General features: G+C 53.3%; 19 protein-coding genes. 6 read left to right on the forward strand and 13 right to left on the reverse strand.

Translation table 11 applies throughout. The features are described from left to right. Positions 1-1,945 precede the first annotated feature (1,945 nt). Entirely contained in the window at positions 1,946-3,637 is a 1,692-nt protein-coding gene (locus JK213_RS14375) for a TraM recognition domain-containing protein (protein WP_249200669.1), read from the forward strand. Positions 3,638-4,141: 504 nt separating this feature from the next. Here the strand turns inward: JK213_RS14375 and JK213_RS14380 are convergent. After that, positions 4,142-4,495 carry a hypothetical protein gene (locus tag JK213_RS14380; protein WP_211571783.1) on the reverse strand — a complete coding sequence of 118 codons (354 nt, stop codon included), beginning with the start codon at positions 4,493-4,495 and terminating at the stop codon, positions 4,142-4,144. Next, entirely contained in the window at positions 4,495-5,139 is a 645-nt protein-coding gene (locus JK213_RS14385) for a ParA family protein (protein WP_211571785.1), read from the reverse strand. The genes JK213_RS14380 and JK213_RS14385 overlap by 1 nt, the downstream gene beginning before the upstream one ends. Before the next feature lie 549 nt (positions 5,140-5,688). Between JK213_RS14385 and JK213_RS14390 the strand changes: the two genes are divergently transcribed. Next, positions 5,689-6,594 carry an ArsA-related P-loop ATPase gene (locus tag JK213_RS14390; protein ID WP_211571786.1) on the forward strand — a complete coding sequence of 302 codons (906 nt, stop codon included), beginning with the start codon at positions 5,689-5,691 and terminating at the stop codon, positions 6,592-6,594. Next, positions 6,578-6,991 (forward strand): hypothetical protein, encoded by a 414-nt coding sequence (locus JK213_RS14395; RefSeq protein WP_249200671.1) that lies wholly within the window; start codon positions 6,578-6,580, stop codon positions 6,989-6,991. The genes JK213_RS14390 and JK213_RS14395 overlap by 17 nt, the downstream gene beginning before the upstream one ends. Positions 6,992-7,016: 25 nt before the next feature. Here the strand turns inward: JK213_RS14395 and repC are convergent, their stop codons facing one another. Next, positions 7,017-8,246 carry a plasmid replication protein RepC gene (repC, locus tag JK213_RS14400; RefSeq protein ID WP_249200673.1) on the reverse strand — a complete coding sequence of 410 codons (1,230 nt, stop codon included), beginning with the start codon at positions 8,244-8,246 and terminating at the stop codon, positions 7,017-7,019. Positions 8,247-8,458: 212 nt separating this feature from the next. Continuing rightward, complete coding sequence (locus JK213_RS14405; protein ID WP_211571788.1) at positions 8,459-8,698, reverse strand: hypothetical protein; 240 nt, start codon at positions 8,696-8,698, stop codon at positions 8,459-8,461. A gap of 388 nt (positions 8,699-9,086) precedes the next feature. Here JK213_RS14405 and JK213_RS14410 point away from each other — a divergent pair, with 388 nt between their 5' ends. Then, positions 9,087-9,479, forward strand: coding sequence for a lytic transglycosylase domain-containing protein (locus tag JK213_RS14410; RefSeq protein WP_211571789.1), 393 nt, complete (start codon positions 9,087-9,089; stop codon positions 9,477-9,479). Next, a complete protein-coding gene (locus JK213_RS14415) occupies positions 9,479-9,955 on the forward strand; it encodes a YMGG-like glycine zipper-containing protein (protein WP_211571790.1) in 477 nt (158 codons plus the stop codon). The genes JK213_RS14410 and JK213_RS14415 overlap by 1 nt, the downstream gene beginning before the upstream one ends. A gap of 46 nt (positions 9,956-10,001) precedes the next feature. On the opposite strand, the gene JK213_RS14420 is transcribed toward JK213_RS14415, so the two are convergent. The 8 genes from JK213_RS14420 to JK213_RS14455 form a co-directional block, all read right to left on the reverse strand. Continuing rightward, positions 10,002-10,457: a hypothetical protein gene (locus JK213_RS14420; RefSeq protein WP_211571791.1), complete on the reverse strand. Its 456-nt coding sequence runs from the start codon at positions 10,455-10,457 to the stop codon at positions 10,002-10,004. Positions 10,458-10,470: 13 nt separating this feature from the next. Next, positions 10,471-10,878 carry a hypothetical protein gene (locus JK213_RS14425; RefSeq protein WP_249200675.1) on the reverse strand — a complete coding sequence of 136 codons (408 nt, stop codon included), beginning with the start codon at positions 10,876-10,878 and terminating at the stop codon, positions 10,471-10,473. Positions 10,879-11,166: 288 nt separating this feature from the next. Next, positions 11,167-11,424 carry a hypothetical protein gene (locus tag JK213_RS14430; RefSeq protein WP_211571794.1) on the reverse strand — a complete coding sequence of 86 codons (258 nt, stop codon included), beginning with the start codon at positions 11,422-11,424 and terminating at the stop codon, positions 11,167-11,169. 126 nt (positions 11,425-11,550) lie between these two features. Next, entirely contained in the window at positions 11,551-11,874 is a 324-nt protein-coding gene (locus JK213_RS14435; RefSeq protein ID WP_349291801.1) for a TrbM/KikA/MpfK family conjugal transfer protein, read from the reverse strand. A gap of 63 nt (positions 11,875-11,937) precedes the next feature. Continuing rightward, positions 11,938-12,297, reverse strand: a complete 360-nt coding sequence (locus tag JK213_RS14440; RefSeq protein WP_249200676.1) for a hypothetical protein — start codon at positions 12,295-12,297, stop codon at positions 11,938-11,940. A gap of 154 nt (positions 12,298-12,451) precedes the next feature. Beyond that, positions 12,452-12,793: a single-stranded DNA-binding protein gene (locus JK213_RS14445; protein WP_211571796.1), complete on the reverse strand. Its 342-nt coding sequence runs from the start codon at positions 12,791-12,793 to the stop codon at positions 12,452-12,454. A gap of 128 nt (positions 12,794-12,921) precedes the next feature. After that, on the reverse strand, positions 12,922-13,185 hold the full coding sequence (locus JK213_RS14450) for a hypothetical protein (RefSeq protein WP_211571797.1): 264 nt from the start codon (positions 13,183-13,185) through the stop codon (positions 12,922-12,924). After that, positions 13,182-13,349 carry a hypothetical protein gene (locus JK213_RS14455; RefSeq protein ID WP_249200683.1) on the reverse strand — a complete coding sequence of 56 codons (168 nt, stop codon included), beginning with the start codon at positions 13,347-13,349 and terminating at the stop codon, positions 13,182-13,184. The genes JK213_RS14450 and JK213_RS14455 overlap by 4 nt, the downstream gene beginning before the upstream one ends. On the opposite strand from JK213_RS14455, the gene JK213_RS15960 reads away from it, so the two are divergent. Then, a complete protein-coding gene (locus JK213_RS15960; RefSeq protein WP_249200678.1) occupies positions 13,339-13,614 on the forward strand; it encodes a hypothetical protein in 276 nt (91 codons plus the stop codon). The two genes, JK213_RS14455 and JK213_RS15960, sit on opposite strands and share 11 nt — an antisense overlap. A 197-nt stretch (positions 13,615-13,811) precedes the next feature. Here the strand turns inward: JK213_RS15960 and JK213_RS14465 are convergent, their stop codons facing one another. Then, positions 13,812-14,423, reverse strand: a complete 612-nt coding sequence (locus JK213_RS14465) for a hypothetical protein (protein ID WP_211571801.1) — start codon at positions 14,421-14,423, stop codon at positions 13,812-13,814. Positions 14,424-14,540: the final 117 nt, after the last annotated feature.

Here is a 14,540-nt window from a genome sequence, read left to right on the forward strand (position 1 = left end):
GCCACCTTCGGGTGGCACGTCCGACGCCTTACCAGCGTTGGGCAGAGTTTGGCCTTACCAGCCAGGCTCGACCTGTTGCTGTAGCCGGATGCCTTTAATCGGGCTCGTCCGGTTGCAACGGGCGCTCAGGGGTGAAAACCCCCTGTTCGACCCAATCGCCTACTCTGCGCGGCGTGCCGTGCCGGTCTTTGACAATCGAATATGGATTGAAAAATACGACCCAAAAGAAGTTGGGCGACGTGGACACGGCGCGCCCTCCCCTCGGTTGGCACCGAGGGCGAGGGCGCTGCCTGCCAGACAGAAAAGTCGGTAATCAGTCCGATCCACGGGCGGCAAGGGATTGTCGAACGTGTGCCAAGCAGGTGGGTGGCAGCATGGCGGGAAACCGCCATGAGTCTCAGAGGGGAAACCTGGATGAGATGGTACCAGGGGGCGCAAGCCGCCTGGATCGTCGGATAGCTCAAGCCTGTAACGGCAACCAGTAGGTTGCTGCTTGGAGAGAAAGTGCAAGTGCCGGGGCCTACAGTGTCCCGGTGGGTAAAGTTGGAAGTCATGATGCGAGTAAGGGAGCGGCTTTGGAACTTCGCGCCCCCCAAATTGGCCGCGCATAGCGCGGTCGAAAGGCTCTGAGAGCCTAGCGTTCATGGTGAGACGCTTGCGTACTGCTCGTTAAGATCCGTCTGGATAACACGGGAAGGGCTAAGGGCTGCGTCGGGTGGTTCCGACGCGATAGCCTATGCCTGGGAGCGGTTTGAGTAGAGTGAAAATCTGTGCGGCGGTTTATCCGAAGCTGCACGGAGAGGTTGCGTCAATCGGGGGTGGTTCCTCGTGCAATCAAAGTCTCGAAAGAACTAGGCAACAGGGTAATCGGCATGGCGCTGACGCGCCGTGGCAAGTGAATCCTCGTATGGGCCGGGTGGCACCGACTTATACGAGGCGAGAGGATGGGTGGCTCCCGTCCTTCTCAATCGTGCCAGTCCTTCGACTGGCAACGTCATTCTCAGCAACAAGGAGTATCTGTGATGCCGAAGGCATCTATCGGCGCTACGCGCCCTGACTTGGCGCAGTATGAGGGTTCCTCTGCTGTATCTCGACGGGGTGCAAGGCATAGGCCATTGCGCTCCACCTGGCGTGCAATGGCAGATCGTCCCTCTGGGAACCGATCTGCTGGCTCGTCCAGCAACTCAACCTGTTTTCATCGCGGTTTAGCCGTAGGGAGAGGACATGGAAGGACACGACACGCACACGGCTTTGGTCGGGTGCGTCAGCGCCCTACCCAGCTTCAATCTGCAACTGACTGCATGGGATACAGGCTCCACGCGAAAGCAAAATTGCCTGTCTTACGATGGGCATTTTGCCCGACCTGTGGGGATAACCCCAATCATAACCGAAAGGGAGAAATTGAGATGCTTATGATCTTGCTTATGTTGGCGACGGTGATCCTCGCATCGTCGCGGATCTCTAGCCTGACCTTGAAAGAAGGCAAGAGAGAAAGAAAGGAAGAAGGCTTGTCTTTTGATAAGCTGGCACGCCCTATTTCTCTGTCCTTTGTCCTCGGTTCCGCTAGGAACTGCATTTGCCCGCCCTCTGCCAAAATATCTGCCCTCTGGCGGATTGCTTGGCTTGGTGTCGGGATGGCCTTTGGCGCTTGCGCTAAAGGAACTGATCCGATCTGTCGCCGGAAAACCCAACTCATGTTGGGTGGTCCGATCGTCAATCGGATCAAGGCTATCAGTAAGAGAAGGTCGTACCGTTCTGGTAGCGGCAACAAAGCCTGGCTCGATGGATGGGGGAAACCACGCCCTTATCCTGCGGCCACTGTCGCTAGACCTTTCAGGTATCCCGTTGGGGTAGCCTGACTGGTAGTTTTTACCGGGGATGAACTTAATTGTTCATCCCCGGCCCATTTCATCACGCCGCCGAGGCTCACCGGGAAGGATGTGAAATGCTGTCCACTTACAGCGCCCATAACGACGCACTTTTTGAGTTTCAGAACATTCTAGATCCTGCCGTATTTTGGGCGATGTGCTTTACATTGCTCACATTGGGGATGGTCGGCCTGACGCCGCTGCATCCGCATAAGGATCTATCGTCGCATGGTATGATAATGCTCGGCCTGCGTCGGATCTGTCTGATTCTGATTGGTGTCGAGATCCTGCTGTTCATGGGCCTGGCGGCAAGCATTTATCTCACATTTGGTGATGACGTTCTGCATAACCTGGTCGTCAACTACGCTTGGAAATGGGGTGTGCGTCTTCCCATTTTTCTCATCATCGGAATTGTCTGCCGCCTGATCTATCACCGCTGGCTGATGCCCAAAATATCGGCTCTGCTGCGGAAAATGCGGATTACCCAGGATGAAGATTCCGTCTCAGACATGAAGAACGAAATCGGGCGCTACAAGGCGAAGGATTTTGACCCGCTTTCCTACATTCGTCCGGACAAGATCTTTATCGGGCTGAATGGCGATACCGGGAAGCCTGAGTACGCAGATATGACGATGTGGGACGAAACCAACAAAATGGTTGTTGGTGCAACGCGATACGGTAAGGGCGTGACTTATCAGATCTGGGCCGCGCAAGCGATCCGACGCGGTAGAACCGTCTTCTATATCGACCCTAAAGAAGACAAGTGGATGCCGAAGGTTTTGGAACAGGAAGCCAAAAAACTCGGCAAGACTTTCCTATATGTCGATATTGCCGATCCCGAGGCACCAGGCAATTACGCTCCCTTTGCTCACGGGACGCCAGAAGACCGCCGCTCTCGCTTCTATGAAATTATGGGGCTGGTAGAGCGCGGGACAGACGCGGACCATTACAAGGTGACGGCACGCCGTTACCTGTTCAATATCTTTGCGGATGCCGGACAGTCAGGCTCTCTCCCTGCCCTACTGGCGACAATCCAACGCATCCACGACACCGACACAGGGAATAAGGAAGAAAACCAAGCCCGTAGGAAGTCCCTGGGCACCGTTCTAGCGCGTCTAATGGAATGGGCCAGCTATTCCACCCTGAACGGTAAGGGAGGCTTCAGCGTGGAAAAAACCCTTCTGAATCCGAATGGCGCGGTCATCTATTTCCGAGGATCACTGGATGACCAAATTATTCTTGCAGCTACGCAAACATTTCTGATCGAGGTTCGCCAGGAAATCAAACGGCTTGAAAAGAAGCGTGCAACGCATGTGGAAGTCCTGGTGGATGAATTACGCTACCTTGTATCGGATACGGTCCTAAGTGCCCTGGCAACGATCGTGGGCGAGCGAGCAACGTTTGCCCTGGCCTTCCAGAACTTCGGGGATCTTGAAAACCCGAAAGATAAAAGCATGAACGGCAGAGCCGTGCTTCAAAGCGTTCGAGTGAACTGCCAGGTGAAAGCATTCTTTGGCGGGTCTGATGCAGACACAGCAGAATGGATTGCTAAGACCACGGGCGACACCAACAAACGTGCTGTCAGGATGGAAAAGACTGATGTGAACGCAATGGGTGGTGAAACCTGGTCGGCACAAAGAACATTCGGGGACGTGCAGGAGTTCATCATTCCTGAAAACGTAGTGAAAGCCCTGCCTCCTAAAGTGGCCGTCATCATGCAGCCTAACAAGCTGGCAAACGTGGTGTGTGTATCACCAGTTAAAGTGTAAAAAAGGCAAGAGAGAAAGAAGGAAAGAAGCCCCCCGCACAGGAGGGCTTTTTTTTTGTCTAAAAGCCGTGTGGATCTCGGGAAACGGAGCCTGTTGGCCGTTCTCCACAAGCCGAACATTTTAGGCGATCAAGGATCTGATAGATCCGAACCTGATCGGATATACGCCGCGCCCTGGCAAATGCTCCAAGGGGCTCAATTAGTTTGCGGCCACATGAACATGACAGCCGGAGATAGCAGGTACGCCTATACCAGATTGGATCTATTGGCTTCGGGCGATCGTAATTAGCTGCCATTCTTCCTTTATAGCAGAAGGAACAATACAAGAACAAACCAGAAGGAAAGAAGGCAATAAGGGACGCAGTAAAGAAGAAAAGAAAAGCCCCTTGTGAGGGGGCTAAATAGGGGGGTTAGGCGTCAGTAGAGGGCAACGCCAAGCCCGATTGAGACGATAGCCGCACCAGCTATCGGGGGAAGATGCAAGGTCATTTCTCCGGGCGATTGATTATCGCTCATGCCAAGGAACAGCACGACGAATTTCTAGGTCTGCTTCGTCAATCTTCAAACCGCCGTCAGCAAGCGCCTTCATGAGAATGGCTTTCTGGGTAAGTCCCTCCTTCTGAGCGGCTTCACTCAAAGCCTTCATGGTGACGGGTGACACCTTCACGTTGAGATTGACCGTCTTGTGCCGCGTTTTCACCGTGGCCGGTGGGGCAGAAGGATTGGCTTCACGGGCGGCTTTCACTGCCTCTGCTGAACGGCTGGAAACCGTATCCTTTCCAACGGCAGAACTGGCGGCGGTCAAAACTTCCTCGGCAGTAGGGCGAGGTCGGGTCTTAAACGCGGGTTTCTGTGCCATCAGGTGTTCTCCTTAGCCTGAACGTCGAGCCATTTGAGGCTATCCAGTTCAGCAATTAACGTGTTGATTTCATCGCGGGCAGTACCCGAAGCGGGCAGAACCCCCGTGAACGAAATTTCTGGATAAGCCGCACGCTGGCCTAATGTCGCTGTGAGGGGCTGCACCCCCAACTTGCTGACTTCCTCAACAACATGAGCGGCGACGCGAGAGCGAGACTGCTTATTGAGCAGGAGCCTTGCATCAATCTGGCGGCGGGTCGATCTGCTGAGTGTGTTGATCTGCTTTGCGGTGTAGTCCGCCTGGTCAACATCGGCAGCCCCAACAGAAACGGGAATAAGAACGTGGTCTGCAATCGTCATGGAAACGGTTGCGGCCATGTTGTTGAATCCAGCGGTATCTATGATGACAACCGCGTTTTCGCTGTGTTCGTCGGCAAGGTCGAGCAGCTTGTTCTCGTCAGTCTCATAGACACAAGGCAAAGGGGTTTCGCACACATGCGCCGCCCATTGCGAAAGCGCCTTTGTGGGGTCGGCGTCAATCAAGAAGCATGGTGTCTTCCTGTTCGCCAGGGAAAGGGCGATCAACATGGCGATCGTCGTTTTTCCGGGTCCGCCTTTGCTCGATGCAATCGTCAGAATAGACATGGTAATCCTGCTTGTGGTGAGTGGAGCCCCCGGAAAACCGGGGAAAACCCTGACACAAACAATAATAGGGAAGCACAAAAGAAGGCAAGAAGTTTTTTCGTCCCTTCTTGCCTTGCAGGCAAGAAGGAAAGACGTAAAGAAAAAGATTGCTCTACAACGGGTATCGACGTATAATTTATGTGCATTTTTAGCGCATAAAACGTGCTGGAAATGTGCCTCACCACATGGGCGAATGAGGAAGAAAGGAAGCCGTCTTGTCAGATTTAACGCAGCCTCAAAATCAAAGCGAAAGAGTGCTGCCGGATGGTCCAGGTTCAGCCCGATCCCTAGTATGGATCGAGCTGCCCACGATCAGACGCTATCTCAATGACGAACATTGGTCGAAAGAGTCAGTAAGGCGCTACCTCCATAAAAAGCATGGAGACGTGTTCGCCATGTCCACAGACAGGTTCAGAAGCCTTCTCTGGCGGGTTTTGCGTGCTGCTGAATCCGCTCAAACCAAGCCAGCCGCTCCCGTTCTTCATTCGCCTCAGCAATTAGGATCTAACCATGACGGAAACCGCCAACCAGGCACCGACAACCGAGAAGACCGAAAGCCAGATGCAGGACAAACCGAACAGCCCCGCCGCCAATCGTGGGAAGAAAAGCGAGCAGGCCGCTTCCCAGGCTCCGGAACAACAGTCGTCCACAGAAGCAAGCCCAATCGCGATGAACTCTACTGACGTGCATTTCATTATGCAGGGAAAGGGCGGGGTTGGAAAAACAACTGCCTCCGCCTTGCTCGGGCAATATCTCAAGGGTATCGACGCGGACACTGTGTGTGTCGATGTAGACCCGGTGAATAGTTCATTCTCGGATTTCAAGGCCCTCGATCCGATTGCCCTGCCACTAATGAACGATGGGGCGATCGACCAGCGGGCGTTCGATGATCTCATGGAAATGATTGCTGAGAAGCCTCATACGTTCGTAGTGGATTCAGGCGCATCCACTTTCCTGCCGCTTACACAGTACCTCGCGGACGGCCCTGTGTTCTCGATCCTCAAACAATTAGGCAGGCGTCCGGTATTCCATTCCATCATCACGGGCGGTCCTGGACAGGCTCACACAATGGCCGGTTTAGCTACGCTTTTGGAAAGTGTGCCTTCTGATGCCGATGTAGTGCTGTGGATCAACGAGTATCATGGCTTTGGCAAGATCACGGATAAAGACGGCAACGAGGACTGGAAGAACCTCGCAATAATCAAGAACAATATGGACCGCTTTCGCGGAATTATTCAGCTTGTCAGCTTGAATCAACAGACACACGGTGCGGACATGCGGGATCTTCTAAGCAAGGGCATGACCTTTGATGAAGCCCTAAAGCCGGGATCAGGCTTCAAGCTGATGGCTCAAGCCCGCCTCCGGGATATTTGGACACACTTGCAAGCGGATCTCGCGAATGTCGTCCACTCCTGACCAGAAGGAAAGCAATGGCCTCGACATAGAGGCCATTCAAAAGCTGCTTGCTCAACATGGCCTCCTGATCGACGTAGAAGATCCGGTGTTCCGGTTTCTCTTGGGAAACCAGGTGGTGATGAACGCTTATTTTGCCGAGGCAGAAGCATCTTTCGTCCGGACCAGCAACCGGATGAAATCCAATGCGACAAAGGCAATCATAGATGCTGAAAAGCAAGCCCGTGCAGCGATTCAGAACGCAGGGGGCACCCTTGTCACCAACGCCGCACATGACCTGGTGACGGCTCTACGGGAGGAAATGAAGCCTGTCGCAGAACCTATGCGATGGATGCCATACGCACTAATCGGTTCTATGCTTTTGAATCTTGGCGCGTTCCTCCTGCTTCTGTTCAGATAACGGTGCGGCGAAAGCCGCACCTCACTTAGTGCAGCACCACAGAACAGCGGTCTCTCATGCCATAAATGCTCGGCATCAGATTGAGTGATCCGTCTTCTGCTGCACGAATTAGCCCCCTAAAATATCCACCCTTCGAGACTTGAAAATGTCCTTCAATTCTCGACGCCATCAACGCCACAGCTACGACCGCAGCTTTCCGGCCGAGTGTGATGCAACCTGATGCCCATGCATCGCGTGAGACACCCATTTGGGCTGAAAGACGCTCTGCACCATCAAGCAATGCAGCCCAAGATGGGGCAGCATTTGGATCGTAAATCCCGGCATATTGTCCCAAGGAAGGCACAAGCCTGATTAGTTCGCGGGGAGATAGCCGCGCTTCCTTGATAGCGTCGTCCAGCAACGCAGAAGGGGCAACAGAGAGGGAAGGGGAATCGTTTTCCTTCTCTTTAGCCCTATTGGGAGCGTCGTTAGACGCGGCAATATCACTTGCCCGTTCAGGGCTCCGCCTAATGGTTACAGTCTTTTCAAGACTTATGGGGGTTGTAGGTATAATGGACGGGCGAGAAACTGACCGTTCAGGGTCATTATTATCAGAAAATTCACTAGCCAGCGCGTCATCCAGTTCGATGCGGATGGCCTGCAATCTCGATAATGCCGCTTGGATGGCTGCTGGATCTCTTGCGCTTTTGGCTACTTGCGCCAAATCCCTGATTTGTGGAGCCTGGGGGCCATCACAGCAAAGCGCCTGGCACTCGTAAGCCTCATGACGTGCCTCGCGTCTCAGGCGCTTTATGCTGCGCTCTAAAGCACGTCTCTCTTTTGCGACCTGGCTTAATTCATCAACTCGAAGTGCCAAGGGTGAAAGGTCAAACCCTACTGCGTGCGTAATGCGGCCACTATCGCGAAAATCCCGGCGGACATATCGCCGTCCTTCACCATGAGGTAAGATTAGCCCCGCGTCGATCAGTTCACGAGCAAGCGTTTTAAGCTGAGTGGTTCCTATCCCCAAGATCTCGCTCATGTCGCTGTTCGAGCGCCCAAAGATCGGCAGCCAGCGGCCCGACCAGTCTTCCGCCTCCGTCTCCTGGAGCATAAATGTCAGATAGCGAACCGCTTTGTCGCTCAGCGGAAGATAATAGGACGCCTCTGTCCAAACGGCCAAAATCTTGGCCCGTGTGACTGCCGCGAAATGCCGTCCTATATCTTGCCTGGCAAGCGTGATCTTGCCGCGCATAGCTTTGGCATCGTCAGACAACGTGCGCCGTCCGCGCTTCGCTGCTGCCTCCGCGTCTGCTGATTTCCATACCCTCATAGCTGCCCCTTTCAGGGCCGTGCGATAGGCACAAAGAGTCTCTACGCCCGCAGAATACTGCTTGCTTTGAGACTTTCAAATTTGCTATAAGGCTTCTTGCGACGGAGCCAAATAGCTTCTTTGGAAGGCCCGATGCTTAGGCATCGGGCCTTTCTTTATGCGTTGCTCACGGCCATTCTTTCAATAACACCGGCTTGCATAGCTTGCCGAATGAGCCAGTTCATGGCCTCAGCGCGATTGCTGAACCCATGATCCATTTTCACCTGTTCCAAGCACGCCACTACGTCACCAGCTAGCGCGAGCGTCTGGTACCGATAGCCTTGGGCTGTCAGTTCCGCCTTGCGCTTGGCTGCATAGCGTCGATGCTTCTGAGAATCTCGGATTCCGTTGCTCATCCGAGATTTCTAACTTTTTTCGTAACAGAAGTCGAGTGCTGACACACGAGAGATTCCCGTTTGTGAACAATCGCGCTAAAAGTGCATGTGGTGGCGTCTTTCGAGCCGTCACCCTGCCTTGTGGTGAGGCAGTCGGCCCTGCTCCGGCGACATACAGTGAGCCTGTTGCTGCATGGAGTGGGGCCACCCTCAACTTCTCCTTACAAAAAAAACATTGCTGTGCTGACGCATAGCGCATATTTTTTCCGCATTTCAAGTGCAGAATAATATGCTGCAATCCGGGAGTGAGGCTAATGAGACAGAAACGCGGTTTAGCGAGGCGTCTGCTAAGGGCTGCTCTCGTGTTCCTGGTAAACCTCTGATGGGGGCACCAGTCTGGCTTGCCTGCATGATTGCCACCGCTCACGCCTATCATTTCCCTTTACCCGTCTTACAAGGCATCCACAGTGTGGAAGGGGGAAAGGTCGGTACCGTTGCGCTCAATAAGAACGGAACTGCGGACCTGGGGCTTATGCAGGTCAATACGTCTTGGCTTCCGGTGTTGTCCTATGCAACCGGCCTATCTCCGTCCGTCCTTCGATCCAGGCTGACAAACGACGCCTGCTTTAGCATTGCTATGGCAGGAAGCATCTTGGATCTTTACCGACAAGAAACGCATGGCGATGTGTGGAAAGCCGTAGGGTTTTATCACTCACACACAACGCCTTTAAGCCTGGGCTATCAGGCCCAAGTGCTTACTGCGTCCATTTCCGACATGCTGAAACAGATGAAAGAAGAATAATGCAGCTTCGCTTAGTTGTCCCTTTGCTCGGTTCCCTCGCGCTACTCACGGCCTGCAATCCCTACGATACGACACAGCGCACCGTGGGCGGTGGCGTTCTCGGTGCAGGATCGGGCGCGGCTATCGGCGCTTTAGCTGGCGGCGGTAGAGGGGCCGCCATTGGATCTCTCGCCGGTGGTGTCGTCGGCGCGGCAACGGGCTATTTGACCACGCCGCAAAACCAAAACCGATACGGTCAAACTAACCAGGGCTACTACCCTAACCAGGCGACGGGCTCACAAGGCCAAGGCTACGCTACCCAGAACCGCTATACCCCTCAGCAGGTAGTGCAAACGCCATCGGCTTATCCAAATCGCGCATATAGCAACAATCAAGGCGGCGATAATCGGGCATATCGCGAACCTTACCAGAATGGCTACGCCGCTGCTCCCAACGGCTCCACTCAACCCACACAACAAACCTACTCGTCATACTAAAAAAAAGGCCGGGAGATTATCCCGGCCTTTTTTTCGCTCATATCCGTCATCCGATAATTTGCTCCCAAGGAATGTGGTTCCCAGGATTGCCTTCAATAACTGGTACCCCGGCATCATCTGCCGTGCGCTCAATAAGACCCATCCTGTCACTACCCGTCCGCTGGACTACAGCAACAACGGCACCAGTCTGATATTGCACAACAACAGCATCGAGGACGGTCGAAGCCAGTGGGGACGTTGCAACAAAAAAGCGAACTAACCCCTTTTCGCTATCGCGGAAAAATGCGTCTTTCAGCCTAACGGAAGGGCAGATGTAATAGCCTTCTGGCACCTGCTCGCAAAGCCAGTGAAACATCTGCAACCGCTCATTCTCCAATAAGCCGCCAGGTTGCACCTTAAACATTCGTTGTTTGTCTTGCCGAGTCCGTGCCCGCACCAGAAAAAACAGCAACAAAATAATCGCTAGAACGATCATTAGGCAGCTTACCAAGAGTGATCCCATCAGTTGATCCTTTTCAGATTATGGGGCTTCGGCTGCTTTCATCTTCGGGTCTAACTTGCATCCCTAAAGCCTTCAAACCACGCACAAAAACATGGCGCTTGCTGATACGTTCCTGCTCCGCATAATTCTCGATCTGCTCCCATAAATATCTGGGCAGTTGAATGGTTGTGGAGACCTGAGACAACGGATCTGTTTCATCGCTACATTGACGAATAGGCCGCGCGCGGAGCGCAATAAGATCTGCGTCATCCACCTTCATGCCAAGTTCCTTCAAACCTGCCACAAGAACAGTTTTTGCACTGGTCTGAGGGTGCGTCTCCGAATAGGCGTGCATTTCATTCCAAAGGTATGCGGACAGCCTCAAAAACGATCTGAGAAGTTCACGCCTAGCCTTGGGCGAGCGTTTAGGCAGCGATGCCATCAAGTTTCCTACCTGCAACATAACAATCGTCCTAATGTATCACAGCGGCTCAATGATAGGCATATCCCTTGGCGTTCCTTCGTCCGGCCCGAACGATCGCAATGCAAAACCTCTGATCCTGTTCAAGAATAGACAGACCTGGGCGGAGCTTCTGCCTGCTTCCCCAGATCGTAATTTCTCTGTCTCGCGTGACCAGGCGAAGCGCCGCCCTGTTCGCTCCATCCCGACTTTCCTTCACGGCAAGGATCTGCCCGCTACGTTCATCTACAAGATGATATGCTCGCACCTTCATGACAGTGCCTCCGCATTGAGAGTCCGTCTCTCAATTCGCTTGAGGCCCGCCAGCAGGCGGATGATCTGCGTTTCAGAACAGTCCCGCCGCCCTAGCCGAATGGTGCCATCACGGCCCACAACAATCGGCATGACTGTGTTCGCAATGATCGGACTAAGACGAACCCCACTACTATCAGGGGAAAGGGTGCATCCTCCGGCCTGCATAGACAGGCGAAGCGCAAGATCTCGGTAAGAACTATTAACGGATGACATAGGGTGAGCCTCCTACGGGGTAACTGAATAAGAGGCCGGTGTGGTGTCCCGCCCTCATTTTTTAGTGTATCGCGATACATTAGGAAAGCAAGAAAAAAAGCCGCTGGAAGCGGCTTTTTCAGTGAATTATGGGATCGTTCCGTACATCGCTTGAATGACGGTAATGATACCTTCATTTGCTAGAGAGCCCGGACAAGAGTTGAGGTAACGCAACCTCGCGGCGGCAGTGCGGCTTGGGGAATATCCCCAAAATCCAAACCTGATGATTGAAAAGTAGTGACTGATTGAACTGCCACAGCCGCCGCTAGGCGTGCCTACCCCTGCCATTCCCGCCATACAAATCATAACGGTGCAAGGATTTGCTGCCTTGGCAGGAACAGGAGTAGCAAGGAGCCCGATCGACAAAGCAAGGGCACCCGGCAAAGACCATTTCACGATGCGTTTTTTCACGTCTCGACAGGCTCCGACAAACGACTAAGAACATATTTATATATACGAGAAATATGCTTCTAGTCACTCACTCTTTGCTTCTAAATCGTCTCCGTCTTCAAAGCCTAAAGGACTCAGCCGAGGCGGCGGGTTGTCCTTGAGATAGCTGCTTAACCCTTCCATCCAAGTCCGGATCTCGGGCCTAAGAGAAGGAGCATCCCCGCTCAAGGAACGGCGCAGACTGGTAAGTGACATACCTGTGCGGCGGGCAAGTATGACTTCATTCCAGCCAATATGAAGCATCAACTGACGATCAGCGTAACCTTGCTTCTTGCGACGGGCCTTTTCTTCGGGCGTTAGGCTGGCAGGGCGTCCGCGCCTCGCGCTGACGCTACTCACGGGAACCCCATTCATGGTTAGCGGCAAGAAATGCTGGTCTTTCAAGCGGCACCGATCCCCCGTGATTAAAACCAATAAGGTTTCTCACATGAAGGTAATGCAGCGAAGCCCTTTGATCTACTGTCCAAAACATCATCTCGGGTGAGCCTCCGAAGGTCCTCGGCTTGGTGGTGACAAGCCAAGGACTAATAGAAATACCTTAATCTTTTACTGAATCGAGAAAACGCATTTCTCCACCGCTATCAACGATGGTTTCCCAGACTTGCACTTTCTGGCCGTCCTTATCGTAACTACGGCTCTGCAACCGCCCTTTTACCCAGACCAAGCGCCGCGCGCCGCCAGCTTTTTCCAGCTTTTCAACAAGCCCTTTCTGGAACGTTATGACTTTGTGCCAAGTCGTAATTTCCTTCCATTCGTTGTTGTCATCTTGCCACGAGTGCTTGTCGGCCACTGAAATGGCTGCTTTCCGCTTTCCGTTGGCAAGGTCGATGATTTCGGCATCCTGCCCGATATAGCCCACAATGATATGCACGCTCGACATACTGCATCCTCCCTATGGAGAGGAAAGAAGTGCCTTTCCTCATTTTTTTAATGTATCGCGATACATTATCAAGCACAACAAAAAAGAACGATTTCCCTGAGAAAACTGCTCTTTTTTGTTGGGTGTCATTACTCACAACCTGCCGGACAACAGCCCCATTCGATCCCATGAGGGCAGCAACCCTCCATTGTCTCGGCTAATTCTTCAGGAGTGGCATAGTCACCGCGTACTTTCGCAGTTTCAATAAATGCTTGCCGCTCTATCTCAGGCAAGTTCGCGGCGTGCTGGTCTATAGCGCCGGAAAACTTGCTGACGAAAAACTCATAGCTGCATCCGCATCCGTTCATGGATTCATCCCGGATACGCTCAATCACCTCTAGATAATCCGTCATTTCTGTGCCTTTCGTTTCTCCACCTGCCAGCGGTCCAAACACACATCCACGTTCTGATGTTGCAGACATGGCATCATGAAGGCGTCTTTGCGGTCCGTATCAACGTAATACAGCGCGCCCATGATAATCACTTCGCACACGAGAACGGAAAGCATGATCGCCAAGATCTTAGCTTTCCTATTCGTATCGTTGAACGGCTTTTGCATCCCTTTCTCAATCCGCATTAGTGATGGCCTCGCGCCTGTAGGTGGCAAGGAAATCGGTCAAGCCGCGTGGGCACGCTGGATAGATCGGGTTTCTGAGCAGACGCCACGCTTGCAGAAAGGCGCGCCGTTCTGGGTGAGGCATTGCCTCAATCTCACGGCGAATAATACGCCACGCGCGGGCCTGCCGATCGCGAAGGTAGCATTGCTCTGGCGTCCACTGTAACGCCTTGGGGCGAGGTTGTTCCTGCATGTCAGGAAAGAGCCCAAGAGGCTCTGAGGGAGCAACCTCGACCGGCCTTGGCGGCATGAGAATATTGAGATCGGGCACGGCGATGCCAAAAGGCCACGGACTGAAACGCATAGGTGAGCCTCCTATGGGTTGAAGTGAGTGCCGGCACAATGTGCCGGCACACGTCTTGATTATGCAGCCTTCGGCTGGCGCGCCTCGAACAGCGCTTTGAGCGTCATCACCTCGCCATCGTCGCTATCTTTTCCGCTTTCGCTTGCGGCTTCTTCCCGCGAAAAAACTGCTCCGTCACTCATGACGAAACAGGTATCGTCAAGATAGCTGGCCGGGGCGAGATCCGGGTTCCACCCTTCACCATTCTCTGCGCGGCTGAGTAGTTCCATATAAAGATCCAGTGCCGTATCGTCCGCAGACACGGGAACGGCCTGAATCAGCCAGTTGGTAGGGCAGCGGCCTTCTTCTGCATCATAAGAAAGCGCCTCGGGGTCCACGAGAGATCCAGCAGGCCGGTTGGAAAGAAAGGCATCAATAGCGGCCTTCCAATCATTGCGGGATACTGCGAGAGATCCAAGAAAATCAGCGTCACCATGCTCCATCCGGACTTCCATCATGGTTGAAAGGGTTTCGCGCAGATTAGCAACCGTATCGGCAGGATCGACTGGAACGCTAACGAACAAGTCTCCGAACAGATGAGGGGCACTATTGCGGGCTGATAACGCCTCGGCATCATTCCGCGCGTCGTGAATACGAGCAACGGAGCGAAGGAAAATTTTAGGATCTTGCATAGGGTGAGCCTCCTAAGAGATTGCGAGATATGAGGCTGGTGTGGTGTCCCTTCCTCATGTCCTTAATGTATCGCGATACACTAAAGGACGCAAGCAAAAAACGCAGTTTTCCGCGAC

Source organism: Gluconobacter sp. Dm-44, from assembly GCF_018256175.1.
Lineage (GTDB): Bacteria > Pseudomonadota > Alphaproteobacteria > Acetobacterales > Acetobacteraceae > Gluconobacter > Gluconobacter cadivus.

Bases quoted from the DNA above. Each gene is read 5' to 3' on its own strand.
- JK213_RS14390 (WP_211571786.1), top strand. From the start codon at position 5,689: ATGACGGAAACCGCCAACCAGGCACCGACAACCGAGAAGACCGAAAGC.
- JK213_RS14420 (WP_211571791.1), bottom strand. From the start codon at position 10,457: ATGGGATCACTCTTGGTAAGCTGCCTAATGATCGTTCTAGCGATTATT.
- JK213_RS14430 (WP_211571794.1), bottom strand. From the start codon at position 11,424: ATGTCATCCGTTAATAGTTCTTACCGAGATCTTGCGCTTCGCCTGTCT.
- JK213_RS14425 (WP_249200675.1), bottom strand. From the start codon at position 10,878: ATGGCATCGCTGCCTAAACGCTCGCCCAAGGCTAGGCGTGAACTTCTC.
- JK213_RS14375 (WP_249200669.1), top strand. From the start codon at position 1,946: ATGCTGTCCACTTACAGCGCCCATAACGACGCACTTTTTGAGTTTCAG.
- JK213_RS14380 (WP_211571783.1), bottom strand. From the start codon at position 4,495: ATGGCACAGAAACCCGCGTTTAAGACCCGACCTCGCCCTACTGCCGAG.
- JK213_RS14410 (WP_211571789.1), top strand. From the start codon at position 9,087: ATGATTGCCACCGCTCACGCCTATCATTTCCCTTTACCCGTCTTACAA.
- JK213_RS14395 (WP_249200671.1), top strand. From the start codon at position 6,578: ATGTCGTCCACTCCTGACCAGAAGGAAAGCAATGGCCTCGACATAGAG.
- JK213_RS14445 (WP_211571796.1), bottom strand. From the start codon at position 12,793: ATGTCGAGCGTGCATATCATTGTGGGCTATATCGGGCAGGATGCCGAA.
- JK213_RS14415 (WP_211571790.1), top strand. From the start codon at position 9,479: ATGCAGCTTCGCTTAGTTGTCCCTTTGCTCGGTTCCCTCGCGCTACTC.
- JK213_RS15960 (WP_249200678.1), top strand. From the start codon at position 13,339: ATGATCGCCAAGATCTTAGCTTTCCTATTCGTATCGTTGAACGGCTTT.
- JK213_RS14450 (WP_211571797.1), bottom strand. From the start codon at position 13,185: ATGACGGATTATCTAGAGGTGATTGAGCGTATCCGGGATGAATCCATG.
- JK213_RS14385 (WP_211571785.1), bottom strand. From the start codon at position 5,139: ATGTCTATTCTGACGATTGCATCGAGCAAAGGCGGACCCGGAAAAACG.
- JK213_RS14405 (WP_211571788.1), bottom strand. From the start codon at position 8,698: ATGAGCAACGGAATCCGAGATTCTCAGAAGCATCGACGCTATGCAGCC.
- JK213_RS14465 (WP_211571801.1), bottom strand. From the start codon at position 14,423: ATGCAAGATCCTAAAATTTTCCTTCGCTCCGTTGCTCGTATTCACGAC.